Annotated in this window: 15 protein-coding genes; 4 read left to right on the plus strand and 11 right to left on the minus strand. The window is 68.1% G+C overall.

Annotated elements, in window-relative coordinates:
• Window positions 1–2: 2 nt before the first annotated feature.
• The 11 genes from rplO to ACTPOE_RS12035 form a co-directional block, all read right to left on the minus strand.
• The gene (rplO, locus tag ACTPOE_RS11985; protein WP_323024036.1) at window positions 3–443 is read right to left on the minus strand and encodes a 50S ribosomal protein L15; all 441 of its coding nucleotides are present in this window, start codon (window positions 441–443) and stop codon (window positions 3–5) included.
• Between the two features lie 10 nt (window positions 444–453).
• The gene (gene rpmD / locus ACTPOE_RS11990) at window positions 454–639 is read right to left on the minus strand and encodes a 50S ribosomal protein L30 (RefSeq protein ID WP_043678932.1); all 186 of its coding nucleotides are present in this window, start codon (window positions 637–639) and stop codon (window positions 454–456) included.
• 3 nt (window positions 640–642) lie between these two features.
• On the minus strand, window positions 643–1,164 hold the full coding sequence (gene rpsE / locus ACTPOE_RS11995; protein WP_458872393.1) for a 30S ribosomal protein S5: 522 nt from the start codon (window positions 1,162–1,164) through the stop codon (window positions 643–645).
• Window positions 1,165–1,173: 9 nt separating this feature from the next.
• Window positions 1,174–1,539: a 50S ribosomal protein L18 gene (gene rplR / locus ACTPOE_RS12000; RefSeq protein ID WP_043678937.1), complete on the minus strand. Its 366-nt coding sequence runs from the start codon at window positions 1,537–1,539 to the stop codon at window positions 1,174–1,176.
• A gap of 21 nt (window positions 1,540–1,560) precedes the next feature.
• The gene (rplF, locus tag ACTPOE_RS12005) at window positions 1,561–2,094 is read right to left on the minus strand and encodes a 50S ribosomal protein L6 (RefSeq protein WP_458872394.1); all 534 of its coding nucleotides are present in this window, start codon (window positions 2,092–2,094) and stop codon (window positions 1,561–1,563) included.
• 11 nt (window positions 2,095–2,105) lie between these two features.
• On the minus strand, window positions 2,106–2,501 hold the full coding sequence (gene rpsH / locus ACTPOE_RS12010) for a 30S ribosomal protein S8 (RefSeq protein ID WP_458872395.1): 396 nt from the start codon (window positions 2,499–2,501) through the stop codon (window positions 2,106–2,108).
• Window positions 2,502–2,512: 11 nt separating this feature from the next.
• Entirely contained in the window at window positions 2,513–2,818 is a 306-nt protein-coding gene (gene rpsN, locus ACTPOE_RS12015) for a 30S ribosomal protein S14 (RefSeq protein ID WP_269356061.1), read from the minus strand.
• A gap of 9 nt (window positions 2,819–2,827) precedes the next feature.
• Window positions 2,828–3,367 (minus strand): 50S ribosomal protein L5, encoded by a 540-nt coding sequence (gene rplE / locus ACTPOE_RS12020; protein WP_458872396.1) that lies wholly within the window; start codon window positions 3,365–3,367, stop codon window positions 2,828–2,830.
• 14 nt (window positions 3,368–3,381) lie between these two features.
• Entirely contained in the window at window positions 3,382–3,702 is a 321-nt protein-coding gene (gene rplX, locus ACTPOE_RS12025; RefSeq protein ID WP_376817157.1) for a 50S ribosomal protein L24, read from the minus strand.
• Window positions 3,703–3,713: 11 nt separating this feature from the next.
• A complete protein-coding gene (gene rplN, locus ACTPOE_RS12030; protein WP_043678954.1) occupies window positions 3,714–4,082 on the minus strand; it encodes a 50S ribosomal protein L14 in 369 nt (122 codons plus the stop codon).
• Between the two features lie 309 nt (window positions 4,083–4,391).
• A complete protein-coding gene (locus tag ACTPOE_RS12035) occupies window positions 4,392–6,287 on the minus strand; it encodes an EAL domain-containing protein (protein WP_458872397.1) in 1,896 nt (631 codons plus the stop codon).
• A gap of 176 nt (window positions 6,288–6,463) precedes the next feature.
• Between ACTPOE_RS12035 and ACTPOE_RS12040 the strand changes: the two genes are divergently transcribed.
• Genes ACTPOE_RS12040 through ACTPOE_RS12055 form a run of 4 tightly spaced genes read left to right on the plus strand, consistent with a single transcriptional unit; the run spans window position 6,464 to window position 12,703 of the window.
• On the plus strand, window positions 6,464–7,144 hold the full coding sequence (locus tag ACTPOE_RS12040; RefSeq protein WP_458872398.1) for a TetR/AcrR family transcriptional regulator: 681 nt from the start codon (window positions 6,464–6,466) through the stop codon (window positions 7,142–7,144).
• Window positions 7,141–9,486: an acyl-CoA dehydrogenase gene (locus ACTPOE_RS12045; protein ID WP_458872399.1), complete on the plus strand. Its 2,346-nt coding sequence runs from the start codon at window positions 7,141–7,143 to the stop codon at window positions 9,484–9,486. Before ACTPOE_RS12040 ends, ACTPOE_RS12045 begins: the two co-directional genes overlap by 4 nt.
• A complete protein-coding gene (locus ACTPOE_RS12050; protein ID WP_458872400.1) occupies window positions 9,486–10,784 on the plus strand; it encodes an acetyl-CoA C-acetyltransferase in 1,299 nt (432 codons plus the stop codon). Before ACTPOE_RS12045 ends, ACTPOE_RS12050 begins: the two co-directional genes overlap by 1 nt.
• On the plus strand, window positions 10,781–12,703 hold the full coding sequence (locus ACTPOE_RS12055) for a 3-hydroxyacyl-CoA dehydrogenase NAD-binding domain-containing protein (RefSeq protein WP_458872401.1): 1,923 nt from the start codon (window positions 10,781–10,783) through the stop codon (window positions 12,701–12,703). Before ACTPOE_RS12050 ends, ACTPOE_RS12055 begins: the two co-directional genes overlap by 4 nt.
• The last annotated feature ends 94 nt before the right edge of the window (window positions 12,704–12,797 follow it).

Here is a 12,797-nt window from a genome sequence, read left to right on the forward strand (position 1 = left end):
CCTTACGCCAGCGACCCGCCGGCCGCTTCGATCGCGGCGCGAGCGCCGGCCGTCGCATTGATTCCGCGCAGAGTGACCTTGCGGGACAGTTCGCCGGTCTTGATGACCTTGACGGTGCGGACCAGGTCGCCGACCAGGCCTGCGGCCTTCAGGACCTGCAGGTCGATCTCGTCGACCGGCAGCGCCTGGAGGTCCGACAGGCGGACTTCGGCGAACAGGTGGCGGCCCAGCGGCGTGAAGCCGCGCTTGGGCAGGCGGCGCTGCAGCGGCATCTGGCCGCCTTCGAAACCGACCTTGTGGAAACCGCCCGCGCGGGACTTCTGGCCCTTGTGGCCGCGGCCGGCGGTCTTGCCCAGACCCGAGCCGATGCCCCGGCCCACGCGGCGGCGGGGGCGCTTGGCGCCTTCGGCGGGAGCGAGCGTGTTCAGTTGAGTGACGGACATCTGAATTCCTTTAGGCTTCCGAGACGGTGACCAGATAATCCACCTTGCGGATCATCCCACGGACCTCGGGCGTATCGACCAGGACGCGGCTGCTGTTCACCTTGCCCAGGCCCAGGCCGCGCACGGTGGCGCGGTGGGACTTGTGCGTGCCGATGACAGAGCGCACGAGCGTGACTTTGATTTGCTTCTGTGCCATGTCTTACCCCAGGATCTCTTCGACGGTCTTGCCGCGCTTGGCCGCGATTTCCGCGGGCGTGGAGCAGGCGCGCAGACCGTTGAGCGTCGCACGGACCATGTTGTACGGGTTGCTCGAACCGAGGCTCTTGGCCACGACGTTGCGCACGCCCATGACGTCGAAGATCGCGCGCATCGGGCCGCCGGCGATCACGCCGGTACCTTCGGCGGCGGGCGAGATCAGCACCGTCGAGGCACCGTGCTTGCCGACCACGGTATGGTGCAGCGTGCCGTTCTTCAGGGCCACCTTGAGCAGACCGCGGCGGGCCTGTTCCATGGCCTTCTGGACGGCGACCGGCACTTCGCGGGCCTTGCCCTTGCCCATGCCGATGCGGCCGTCGCCGTCGCCGACCACGGTCAGCGCGGCGAAGCTCATGGTGCGGCCGCCCTTGACGACCTTGCTGACGCGGTTGACCGCGATCATCTTTTCACGCATGCCATCGTCGCGTTCCTGCTCCGGGGCGTGCTTGCCTTGTGCTTTAGCCATGTGATTCCCTTAGAACTTCAAGCCGGCTTCACGCGCGGCTTCGGCCAGCGCCTTGACGCGGCCATGGTAACGGAAGCCCGAACGGTCGAAGGCGACGAGTTCGATGCCGGCAGCCTTGGCCTTCTCGGCCACGCGCTTGCCGACCAAGCTGGCGGCGGCGGCGTTGCCGCCATTGGCCTTCTGGCTGGCGAGTTCCTTGCGGACCTCGGGCTCGAGCGTCGAGGCGCTGACGAGCACGCGGTCGCCTTCCGGCGAAATGATGTTGGCGTAGATGTGCAGATTCGTGCGATGCACCGCCAGGCGATGCACGCGCAGTTCGTGAATCTTGCGGCGGGTGGCCGCGGCACGACGCAAACGGGAAGTTTTCTTGTCCATGATTCGTCCTTGCCTGCGTGCTTATTTCTTCTTGGTTTCTTTCAGGATCACGCGTTCGTCCGCGTAGCGCACGCCCTTGCCCTTGTAGGGCTCGGGTTCGCGATAGGCGCGGATTTCGGCGGCGACCTGGCCGACGGCCTGCTTGTCGGCACCCTTGACCACGATTTCGGTCTGGGAGGGACACTCGATCTTGATCCCGTTGGGGATGTCGTGCAGGATATCGTGCGAGAAGCCCAGCTGCAGCTTCAGGGCGTTGCCCTGGACCTGGGCGCGGAAGCCCACGCCGACCAGGTTCAGGCGGCGTTCGAAGCCGGCGCTGACGCCCGTGACCATGTTGTTCACCAGCGCGCGCACGGTGCCCGACATGGCGTTGGCCTGGCGGGAATCGTTGGCGACGACGAAGGTGAGCTGGCCGTCTTCCTGGGAGACCCGGACGTTGCCGTCCAGGGACTGGGTCAGGGTGCCCAGCGGGCCCTTGACGACGATCTGCCCGGCGCTGATGGTGGCTTCGACGCCTTTCGGCAGCGCGACGGGGTATTTGGCGATGCGTGACATGGTTGAGCTCCTTATGCCACGTAGCAGAGCACTTCGCCGCCGACACCGTTGGCGCGGGCCTTGCGGTCCGTCATGACGCCGCGGGGGGTCGAGACGATCGCCACGCCCAGGCCGTTCATGACCTGGGGAATGGCGTTGCTGCTCTTGTAGATGCGCAGGCCGGGACGCGAGACGCGGTCGATGCGCTCGATCACCGGACGGCCGGCATAGTATTTCAGGGTGATTTCCAGTTCCGGCTTGGCCTGTTCGCCGCCGATACGGAAATCCTCGATGTAGCCTTCGTCCTTCAGCACGGCGGCGATGGCCGCCTTCAGCTTGGAGGAGGGCATGGAAACCGACGTCTTGTTGACCATTTGCGCGTTGCGCACGCGGGTCAGCATATCGGCGATGGGATCGCTCATGCTCATGTGTGATTCTCCTACCAGCTGGCCTTGGTCATGCCGGGCACTTCGCCGCGCATGGCCATTTCACGCAGTTTGTGGCGGGTCAGCCCGAACTTGCTGAACACGCCGCGGGGGCGGCCCGTCACCACGCAGCGATTGCGCTGGCGGGTGGGGTTGGCGTTGCGCGGCAGCTGTTGCAGCGCCAGGCGAGCCTGATAGCGTTCTTCGTCGGATTTCGACTGGTCGGCGATGATCGCCTTCAGCGCGGCGCGCTTGGCGGCGAATTTCTCGGCCAGCTTGGCGCGCTTGATATCGCGATTGATGAGGGAAAGTTTTGCCACGTCAGCCCCTTAGTTGCGGAAGGGGAAGCTGAATGCGCTCAACAGCGCCTTGGCTTCCTCGTCGGTCTTTGCGGTGGTGGTGATGCTGATGTTCATCCCGCGCACGGCATCGATCTTGTCGTACTCGATTTCCGGGAAGATGATCTGTTCTTTCACACCGATGTTGTAGTTGCCGCGGCCGTCGAAGGCACGGCCCGACACGCCACGGAAGTCGCGCACGCGGGGCAGGGCGATCGAGATCAGGCGATCCAGGAATTCATACATGCGCTGGCCGCGCAGAGTAACCATGCAGCCGATCGGATAGTCTTCGCGGATCTTGAAGCCGGCGATGGCCTTGCGGGTCTTGGTGACCACTGGCTTCTGGCTGGCGATCTTGGTCATGTCGCCGACGGCGTTCTCGATGACCTTCTTGTCGGCGACGGCTTCGGACACACCCATGTTCAGGGTGATCTTGGTGATGCGGGGAACCTGCATCACCGACTGGTAGCTGAACTTCGCCTGCAGGTCGGCAGCGACCTTGGAGCGATAGAAATCTTGTAAACGAGCCATTTTGTGCGCGCCCCTTATGCCTTCGCGCCAACGACGGCGCCGTTGGAGCGGAAAATGCGAACCTTGGCGCCATCCACGACCTTGACGCCGACGCGGTCGCCCTTGCCGGTTTCGGGGTTGTAGATCGCCACGTTCGAGATGTGGATGGGCAGGGTCTTGTCGACGATGCCGCCGGGCGTGCCCGCCATGGGATTGCCCTTGGCGTGCTTCTTCACGACGTTGATGCCTTCGACCAGCACGTGGTCGGCATCGACGCGGGCCACCACGGTGCCGCGGCGACTGCGGTCGCGGCCGGACAGCACGATGACTTCGTCGCCTTTGCGAATGTTTTGCATGATCGGCTCCTTTACAGCACTTCGGGCGCCAGGGACACGATCTTCATGAACTTCTCGGTGCGCAGTTCGCGCGTGACCGGTCCGAAGATGCGCGTGCCGATGGGCTCGAGCTTGGCGTTGAGCAACACGGCCGCGTTGCCGCCGAAGCGGATCAGCGAGCCGTCCTTGCGGCGGACGCCCTTGGCGGTGCGCACCACCACGGCGTTGTAGATTTCGCCCTTTTTGACGCGCCCGCGGGGAGCCGCTTCCTTGACGGACACCTTGATGACGTCGCCAATGGCGGCATAACGGCGCTTGGAGCCGCCCAGCACCTTGATGCACATCACTGAACGCGCACCCGTGTTGTCGGCCACGTCCAGCGTGGTCTGCATTTGGATCATGATTTTTCCTGTTCCAACTTAACAACGAAGCCCAGGGCATGAATCCCCGGCCACGCAGCCAGTTTTGGTCCCGTCAGGCATACTTGGCTCGCCGCTTGGGTTCGCCAATTGGTTGGCCAAGTACACCCTGGGTTGAAATTCGATAACAACCATTGCCCAAAGCAAGGGTCCGGCGCGATGCCACGCGAAAGCCACGCACAAAGAATGGCTCATGACAAACCGCACCCTATAGGGCAAGACAGCCATTATAGGATGCCGATGTGGGCATGGCAAGCCCTTTCTGAAAAATGTTGGCGCACGGCGGCGCGCTCACGCGGCGCGCGGCAGCGCGCCGTATTCCATCACCATCCGGCGCGTGCCCTGATCCTCGGCATCATCCACATAAACGCGCATGCCCATGCCGATCGCGGTTTCAGTGACGGCCACCATCATCTGCACGCCGCCCGGACTGGCCAGCAGTTCGCGCACAAAGGTCCCGCCCAGCTTCACATAGGCGAAATCGACCTCGTGGATCTGGCGCAGGGCGTCGGGCTGCTGGTCCAGGCCGCGCAACCCGACGTGCGCGCCGGCCGCGATGATGCCCCGCGCGAAGGCCCGGAAGGCTTCCAGGTGGCGGCTCAGGCCGTAGGCGTCGAGTTCCACCACCAGGCGATGCAGCAATTCGGGGTCGGCGTTGCCGCAGATCTGGCGGATCTCATCCAGGTACTGCGCGTCCAGGATCGAGGCGATCGACATGCGGATGACCAGGACGCCGTCATGCTCGCCCAGCCAGTTCAGCGCCAGGCACAGCGCACGCATGTCGCAGGCCGGGGACAGGCCCAAGCGCGCGGCGGCCGGCATGAACAGGAAGCCGGACATGCGCGGCTGGTCGGGATCGTCTTCCTGCAGCGCCAGCGCGGCCTCGTGGCGGTCGTCGACGTCGTCGCCCTCGTATTGGACGCGGCGCACGTCCAGTGACAGGCGGTCGTGATCCAGCGCCTGGCTGATCAGGGTGCGCCAGGACGCCTCGCCCATCAGCAGCTCGCCGTCCTCGTGGTCGGCGTAGGACAGGAACTCGATTTCCTCGTGGCCGGCGCTCTCGGCGCACATCAGGGCCTGGTCCAGGCGCGTCAGGACTTCCTTGGTGGTGCACTGCATGGTGTAATCCGTCAGGGCATAGGCCCAGCGCGACAGGTTGTGGCTGTCGAGCTTGACCCGCAAGGTTTCGAGCAGCTCGCGCAGTTTCTGCACCGGACGCATGACCTCGGGCCCGCCGCCCACGGGGAACAGCACCACGAAGTCGCCGCCGGTCAGCCGCGCGGGCAGCGCCCGCGCCTGCGGGGACTCGTTCAGCAGTTCGATGATGCGCCGCCCCAGCAGCCGCAGCCAGTCGTCCAGTTCCTGGCGTTCCGTCTGGTTCTGCAGCCGCGCCATGTCGCGGCTGCGCACCAGCAGCACATAGCCGCTGACCGCGCCCTGGCGGGAATCGTCGCGCAGCATGCGCTTGAGCTCGTTCAGGAAATAGCTGCGGTTGGCCAGGCCGGTGACCGGATCGCGGTTGAGTTCGATTTCCAGCCGCTCGATGCGCGCCATCTGTTCGTCCATCGTGGGCGCGACGCGTTCGCGGACGTCGTCCATGAGCTCGGCGTCCTCGACCGGCTCGGTGCGCTTGATCTTGATTTCGGGCGCGTCGACCACGGCGGCGGACAGCTCGCGCCGCACCCGGGCCGCCAGCGCGACGACGAACAGGGCCCAGAAAGCCGCCAGCCCCAGGGCCAGCCAGGTCCATTGCTGCACGTGCGTCCAGAGCGCGTCGCGCGCCGGCCCCGGATCCAGGGTCAGCCGCAGCGCGCCGATGCCCGCGACCTGCCGGGAGGCCTGATGGGGCTGGATGTCGGCCAGGGAAGTGAACCAGTCCGGCGCATCCCCGGCGAGGCGCCCCGGACGGCGGGACTGGAAGGCGGGTGCCGCCGGATCATCGGGCGTGAACGCCAGGTCGGAAAAACGCCCTTGCTGGAAGGCCGCGTCCAGCACCCTTGCACGCGCGACGGCGTCGGGCTGGGCGCTGACCAGCAGGGCCAGCGTGGCGACGGCGTTCTCGCCGTCGGTCTGCAGCTGGGCATCGAGCCGTCGCTCCATCAGGCTGGTGCCCATCGCCAGCATGCCCACGAGGATGCAGGCGATGACCAGGGACGAAATCACCAGCAGCTGTCGCACGGAAGCCATCGCGCACCCTCTAGGACCATGGAAACGAATCCTTGAAAGTGTATCCTGGACGCGGCATTTCCCCAAGAAACCAATCATTGGCGCACACCCGCCTCCCCCTGCGTTCTAAGGGGTAACACGGATACCCAATCCAGGCAGGTTGTGTATAGTTTTAAAACAAACGTTTGAATTAATCCATGGCCACCTCCCGCTCGACTCTCACCCGCGATGCCATCCTCGACGCCGCCGAACGCCTGTTCGCCGAGCACGGGCACGACAACACGTCCATGCGCCAGATCACGCAGGCGGCGGGGGTGAACCTGTCCGCCGTGAACTACCATTTCGGTTCCAAGGATGCCCTGGTCGAGGCCGTGTTCCAGCGCCGCCTGGACGCGCTGAACGACGAGCGCCTGAGCATCCTCGACGACCTCGAGGCCAAGGCCGGCGGCCAGCCCCTGAAGCCTTCCGCCATCGTCGAAGCCTACTTCGGTCCCCTGGTGCGCCACGCCTGCAGCGCCGGCGCCGAGCGACGCGCCTTCATGCCGCTGCAATCCAGCACCATGTCCGACCCGAACGGCGCCATCAGCGCCCTGTTCGCCGCCGAACGCTCGGCGGTCGCGCACCGCTTCACCCGGGCGCTTCTGACCTCGCTGCCCGGCGTGCCGGAGGCCGAGATCGTCTGGCGCTTCCACTTCATGCTGGGCGCCACGGCCTACGCCATCATGGGCGCCGAAAGCTCCAGCCGGGCCATGAACCTGCCCGGCGACACCAGCAATATCGACGCCCAGGCCCTGCTCAGCCGCCTGATGGCCTTCCTGCTGGGCGGCCTGCGCGCCCCGCTGTCGACCGGCGCGCCGCTACCGGGAGCCCCCGCATGACGTTCCTTCTGATCCTCCTCGCCCTGCTGCTGGCGGCCACCGTCTTCGTGCTGGCCAGCCACGACTTGCGTGTCAGACACCTCAGCCGCCCGCTGTACCGGACCTTCCGCCGCATCCTGCCGCGCATGTCGGACACCGAGCGCGAAGCCCTGGAGGCGGGCACCGTCTGGTGGGAAGGCGAGCTCTTCCGCGGTCGCCCCAGCGCCCGCGCCCTGCACGCCATCCCCGCCCCACGCCTGACCGAGGCCGAACAGGATTTCCTGGACAATGAAGTCGAGACCGTCTGCGCGATGGTGGACGACTGGCGGGTCACCCGGCAGGACCTGGACATCCCCGCCGACGCCTGGGAATACATCAAGACGCACCGCTTCTTCGGCATGATCATCCCGAAGGAATACGGCGGACTGGGCTTCTCGGCGCTGGCGCACTCCGCCGTGGTCGCCAAGCTGTCCACGCGCTGCTCCGCGCTGTCGGTCACCGTCATGGTGCCCAATTCCCTGGGGCCGGCCGAACTGCTGCTGCACTACGGCACCGACGAGCAGAAGAACCACTACCTGCCGCGTCTGGCTCGCGGCGAGGATATCCCGGCCTTCGCCTTGACCAGCCCCTGGGCCGGCTCGGATGCCGCCGCCATCCCCGACCACGGCATCGTGTGCAAGGGCGAGTGGCAGGGCCGCGAAGTCCTGGGCATGCGCGTCACCTGGGACAAACGCTACATCACCCTGGGGCCGGTGTGCACCATCCTGGGCCTGGCCTTCCGCCTGTACGACCCCGACGGCCTGCTGGGCGACACGCCCGACCTGGGGATCACCTGCGCCCTGGTGCCGGCCGACCACCCCGGCGTGGAAACCGGCCGCCGCCATTTCCCGCTGGACGCCATGTTCATGAACGGCCCCACGCGCGGACAGGACGTGTTCATGCCGCTGGACTTCATCATCGGTGGGCCGGCCATGGCCGGTCAGGGCTGGCGCATGCTGATGGAATGCCTGGCGGCGGGACGCTCGATCTCGCTGCCCTCGTCCTACACCGGCATGGCCAAGCTCACCGCGCGCGCCGTGGGCGCCTACACCGTGGTGCGCGACCAGTTTCGCACCCGCATCCACAAGTTCGAAGGCATCGCCGAGGCCCTGGCGCGCATCGGCGGCCACACCTACCTGATGGACGCGGCCCGCGTCATGACGGCCGGCGCCGTGGACCTGGGAGAAAAGCCCGCCGTGGTCTCGGCCATCGTCAAATACCACGTCACCGAGCGCGGCCGCATCGTGGTCAACGACGGCATGGACATCATCGGCGGCAAGGGCATCTGCCTGGGCCCGCGGAACTTCCTGGGCCGCGCCTACCAGCAGATCCCGGTGGGCATCACCGTCGAGGGCGCCAACATCCTCACGCGCAGCCTGATCATCTTCGGCCAGGGCGCGATCCGCTGCCATCCCTACGTGCAGGACGAAATGCGCGCCGCCCAGGCCGCCGATCCCGAACAGGGGCTGCCGGACTTCGACCGCGCCTTCTGGGGCCATGCGCGCCATACCGTGATCAACACGCTGCGCGCCGTCGGCCACGGCTTCACGAACGCACTGCTGGCCCGCCCCGACACGGCCGTCGCCCCGGAAATGGCCCGCTACTATCGGCAGCTGACACGCTTCTCGGCAGCCTTCGCCACCCTGGCCGACGTGTCCATGCTGACACTGGGCAGTTCGCTGAAGCGCCGCGAGTCGATCTCCGCCCGCCTGGGCGACATTCTGTCGCAGCTCTACCTGATTTCCGCCACGCTGAAGCGCTACCAGGACGAGGGCCGCCAGGCCGCCGACGCGCCACTGGCGCACTGGGCGATCCAGGATGCGTTCCGACGCGCCCAGGACGCCTTCGCCGGCGTGCTGGCCAACTTCCCAAACCGCCCCCTGGCCTGGACCCTGCGTGCGCTGCTGTTCCCCTGGGGCCTGCCGTTCGCCGCGCCGTCCGACAAGCTCTCCTCGGCCGTGGCCGACGCGATCAGCCAGCCCGGCGGCGCGCGCGACCGCCTGACGCAAGACATCTACGTCCCCCGGGATCCGGACGAGCCTGTCGGCGCCATCGAAGCCGCCTTCGCCGCCGTGCTGGATACGCAGGCCATCGAGGCCCGCATGCGTGAATTCGAAAAGACTGGCCGCGTGCCGGCCGCCGACCCGCGCGCCAACGTGCGCGACATGGCCGAGGCCATCCATGCGGCCGGCGGCATCACCGACGACGAACTGAACCGCATCCGCGCGCGCAACGCGCTGCGCGACCGCGTCATCGCCGTCGACGACTTCGCCCCCGACCTCCAGGGCACGTCCCGGGCCGAATCCGAAGGAGTCCGATCCTGATGGCCTTCGAACCCGTCTACATCATCGACGGGGCGCGCAGCCCCTTCCTCAAGGCCCGCAACGCGCCGGGCCCGTTCTCCGCGTCCGACCTGGCCGTGCAGACGGGCCGCGAGCTGCTGCTGCGCCAGCCCTTCGCCCCCACGGAACTGGACGAGGTCGTGATCGGCTGCGCGGCGCCTTCGGCCGACGAAACCAACATCGGCCGGGTGATCGCCCTGCGTCTGGGCTGCGGCGATCGCGTGCCCGGCTGGACGGTGATGCGCAACTGCGCCTCCGGCATGCAGGCGCTGGACTCCGCCGCCATGGGCCTGCAGACCGGCCGCCACGACCTGGTCCTGGCCGGCGGCGTGGACGCGCTGTCGCGCGCGCCGCTGCTGTTCCCCGACGAAATGGTCCACTGGCTGGCCCAATGGAACCAGGCCCGCGCCCTGGCGCAGCGCCTGCCGCTGCTGCGACGCTTCCGCCCCTCGTACTTCAAGCCTGTGATCGGCCTGCTGAAAGGCCTGAGTGATCCGGTGATCGGCCTGTCCATGGGGCAGACCGCCGAAAACCTGGTCCATCGCTTCGGCCTGACGCGCGAACAGCTCGACGCCTACGCGGCGCAGAGCCATGCCCGCGCCCTGGCCGCGCGCGGCCGGGGGGCCTTCGGCGAAATCGTGCCCCTGGTCGACGCCAAGGGCGCGCTGTACGCGGACGACGACGGCGTGCGCGCGGATTCCACGCCGGAAAAGCTCGCCCGGCTCAAGCCCGTCTTCGACAAGCCCTACGGCAACATCACGGCGGGCAACAGCTCCCAGGTCACCGACGGCGCGGCGCTCCTGCTGCTGGCGTCGGCACGCGCCGTGCGCGAACGCGGCCTGCGGCCCGTCGCCCGCATCGTCGACGCCCAATGGGCCGCCCTGGATCCCGCCGTCATGGGCCTGGGCCCGGTGCACGCGGCCTCGGCCATCCTGGCGCGCCACGCCCTGGGCCTGAACGACCTGGACTTGTGGGAAATCAATGAAGCCTTCGCCGCTCAGGTGCTAGGCTGTCTCGCCGCCTGGCGCGACGAATCGTGGTGCCGGGAACACCTGGGGCGCGATGCGCTGGGAGACCTGGACATGGACCGGCTGAACGTGGACGGCGGCGCCATCGCGCAGGGCCATCCGGTGGGCGCGTCGGGCGCCCGCATCGTGCTGCATCTGGTGCGCGCCCTGCAGGCCAGGGGCCTGCGCCGGGGCATGGCCGCCATCTGCATCGGCGGCGGCCAGGGCGGCGCCATGCTGGTCGAGCTCTGCGGACAGGAGGGACTGGCATGAGCTTCGAATCCCTGGGCCTGCGTCATTTCCATTGCGCGGTGGACCCGCAGGGCATCGCCTGGCTGACCATCGACTGCGCCGGCAGCGCCGTCAACCGCCTGTCGGGCGACGCGCTGGCGGAATTGGGCCGCGTCCTGGACTATTTCCAGTCCACCCCGCCCGCCGCGATGGTGATCCGCTCGGGCAAGGCCGCCGGCTTCGTCGCGGGCGCCGACATCGACGAGTTCTCCCGGTTGAACGACGCCGCCACGGCGCGCGCCTTCGTCGAACGCGGCTGGACGACCTTCAACCGTCTGGCGGCGGTATCCTGGCCGACCCTGGCCCTGATCCAGGGCCATTGCATGGGCGGCGGCCTGGAACTGGCTCTGGCGTGCCGCTACCGGATCGTCGTGGACCAGCCCGACACGCGCCTGTCGCTGCCCGAAGTCATGCTGGGCATCTTTCCCGGCTGGGGCGGCATGCTGCGCCTGCCCCGGCGCGTGGGCGCGCCGCTGGCCCTGGACATGATGCTGACCGGCCGGGCGCTGGACGCGCGCCGCGCCGCGTCGGCCGGGCTGGCCGACCTGTGCGTGCCGCCCCGCCTGGCGGAACAGTCCGCCGCGCGCCACGTCCTGTCCGGCCAGCCGGTGCGCGGTCCCCGGGGCAAGGACGCCTGGCTCAGCCATCCGATCCTGCGACCGCTGCTGCTGCGCCAGGCCCGCAAGACTCTGGAAAAGCGCGACCCGCAGGGCCACTACCCGGCCCCGCGCGCCATCCTGGAGATCTGGGCGCATCACGGCGGCGACGCGCTGGCCGCGCCCGGGCTGATCGACGGCATCGTCCAGTCCGGCACCGCTCGCAACCTGCTGCGCGTGTTCCGCATGCAGGAACGCCTCAAGTCCTTCGGCAAAGCCGGGGGCCGGCCGCCCGTGCGGCACGTCCACGTGGTGGGCGCGGGCGTGATGGGCGGCGACATCGCGGCCTGGTGCGCGCTCAAGGGCCTGACCGTCACCCTCCAGGACACGGACCGCACGCGCATCGCCCAGGCCATCGGCCGCGCCCAGGCGCTGTATGCCCGCAAGGTCCGGCCCGCCCGCGAGGCGAGGCTGACCGCCGACCGCCTGATCCCGGACCCGGACGGCCTGGGCATCGCCCGCGCCGACCTGGTCATCGAGGCCATCAGCGAGAACCTGGGAGCCAAGCGCGGTCTGTACGCCGCCATCGAACCACGCCTCAAGGACGGCGCGCTGCTGGCGACCAACACCTCCAGCCTGTCGCTGGAGGACCTGGGCCGCGACCTGGCGCGGCCGGAACGCCTGGTGGGGATCCACTTCTTCAATCCGGTCGCGAAGATGCCCCTGGTCGAGGTCGTAGCCGCGGATGGCACCGACCCGCGCGCCCAGGCCGCCGCCTGCGCCTTCGTCGGCCGGATCGGCAAGCTGCCCCTGCCGGTGAAGAGCGTGCCCGGCTTCCTGGTCAACGCCGTGCTGGCGCCCTACATGCTGGAAGCCATGCGCTGCGTGGACGAGGGCCTGCGCCCCGAGACCATCGACGCCGCGATGAAGGCCTTCGGCATGCCCATGGGGCCGATCGAACTCGTCGACACCGTGGGCCTGGACATCGCCCGCGACGCCGGCGCGCAGCTGACCGGCGGGGCCGAGCCGCCCGCCTGCCTGGCGCGCCACCTGGACCGCGATGAACTGGGCCGCAAGTCCGGCCAGGGCTTCTACCGCTGGCGCGAGGGCAAGCCCGTCCGCGCCGAAGCCGGTACGGCCCCGGCCGGGCTGGCGCGCCGCCTGCTGCAACCCTTGATCGACGCCACCCGCCGCCAGCTGGCGGCCGGCGTCGTCGCCGATTCCGAACTCGCCAACGCGGGCGTGATCTTCGGAACGGGCTACGCACCCTATACAGGGGGACCCATGACATTAGAAGACGATTGATTTCGCCCTGAAGCCGGTCTGATCCCGGCCCCGTCGCCGACCTGAACGACGCTGCGCGAATCGCGCGGCGGGGGGAGTTTTTGCTGATTTGATT

This window comes from Castellaniella sp. WN (assembly GCF_054457555.1).

Excerpts from the sequence above, each read along its gene's own strand:
- rplO (WP_323024036.1), bottom strand. The coding sequence starts at position 443 with ATGTCCGTCACTCAACTGAACACGCTCGCTCCCGCCGAAGGCGCCAAG.
- rpmD (WP_043678932.1), bottom strand. The coding sequence starts at position 639 with ATGGCACAGAAGCAAATCAAAGTCACGCTCGTGCGCTCTGTCATCGGC.
- rpsE (WP_458872393.1), bottom strand. The coding sequence starts at position 1,164 with ATGGCTAAAGCACAAGGCAAGCACGCCCCGGAGCAGGAACGCGACGAT.
- rplR (WP_043678937.1), bottom strand. The coding sequence starts at position 1,539 with ATGGACAAGAAAACTTCCCGTTTGCGTCGTGCCGCGGCCACCCGCCGC.
- rplF (WP_458872394.1), bottom strand. The coding sequence starts at position 2,094 with ATGTCACGCATCGCCAAATACCCCGTCGCGCTGCCGAAAGGCGTCGAA.
- rpsH (WP_458872395.1), bottom strand. The coding sequence starts at position 2,501 with ATGAGCATGAGCGATCCCATCGCCGATATGCTGACCCGCGTGCGCAAC.
- rplE (WP_458872396.1), bottom strand. The coding sequence starts at position 3,367 with ATGGCTCGTTTACAAGATTTCTATCGCTCCAAGGTCGCTGCCGACCTG.
- rplX (WP_376817157.1), bottom strand. The coding sequence starts at position 3,702 with ATGCAAAACATTCGCAAAGGCGACGAAGTCATCGTGCTGTCCGGCCGC.
- rplN (WP_043678954.1), bottom strand. The coding sequence starts at position 4,082 with ATGATCCAAATGCAGACCACGCTGGACGTGGCCGACAACACGGGTGCG.
- ACTPOE_RS12035 (WP_458872397.1), bottom strand. The coding sequence starts at position 6,287 with ATGGCTTCCGTGCGACAGCTGCTGGTGATTTCGTCCCTGGTCATCGCC.
- ACTPOE_RS12040 (WP_458872398.1), top strand. The coding sequence starts at position 6,464 with ATGGCCACCTCCCGCTCGACTCTCACCCGCGATGCCATCCTCGACGCC.
- ACTPOE_RS12045 (WP_458872399.1), top strand. The coding sequence starts at position 7,141 with ATGACGTTCCTTCTGATCCTCCTCGCCCTGCTGCTGGCGGCCACCGTC.
- ACTPOE_RS12050 (WP_458872400.1), top strand. The coding sequence starts at position 9,486 with ATGGCCTTCGAACCCGTCTACATCATCGACGGGGCGCGCAGCCCCTTC.
- ACTPOE_RS12055 (WP_458872401.1), top strand. The coding sequence starts at position 10,781 with ATGAGCTTCGAATCCCTGGGCCTGCGTCATTTCCATTGCGCGGTGGAC.